1 protein-coding gene is annotated in these 436 nt (G+C 68.6%); it reads right to left on the bottom strand.

Features of this window, described 5'->3' with window-relative positions:
• The coding region (gene hslV / locus JWG88_RS21345) for an ATP-dependent protease subunit HslV (RefSeq protein WP_240194676.1) at positions 1 to 436 on the bottom strand (436 nt) is incomplete at both ends.

The following is a 436-nucleotide window of genomic DNA, read 5'->3' as shown; positions in this document are numbered from 1 at the left end:
CTCTCGGCGTCCTTGTCGGTGTCGATCAGGGCCCGCGCCGCCGCCAGCGCATAATTGCCGCCCGAGCCGATCGCCATCACGCCGGCCTCCGGTTCCAGCACGTCGCCGGTCCCGGTCAGGACCAGCGAGACCTCCTTGTCGGCCACGATCATCATCGCTTCCAGCCGGCGCAGATAGCGGTCGGTGCGCCAGTCCTTGGCGAGCTCGACGGCCGCCCGGGTCAGCTGCCCCGGATATTGCTCGAGCTTGCTCTCCAGCCGCTCGAACAGGGTAAACGCGTCGGCAGTGGCCCCGGCGAAGCCGCCGATCACATCGCCCTTGCCGAGCTTGCGCACCTTGCGGGCATTCGACTTGATGACGGTCTGGCCGATCGAGACCTGGCCGTCGCCGCCGATGACCACCCTGCCCCCTTTGCGGACGGTCAGGATCGTGGTGC

The sequence above is a fragment of the Desulfopila inferna genome (genome assembly GCF_016919005.1).
Classification (GTDB): Bacteria; Desulfobacterota; Desulfobulbia; order Desulfobulbales; family Desulfocapsaceae; genus Desulfopila_A; species Desulfopila_A inferna.
This window is presented reverse-complemented; position numbering and strand designations above follow the sequence as displayed.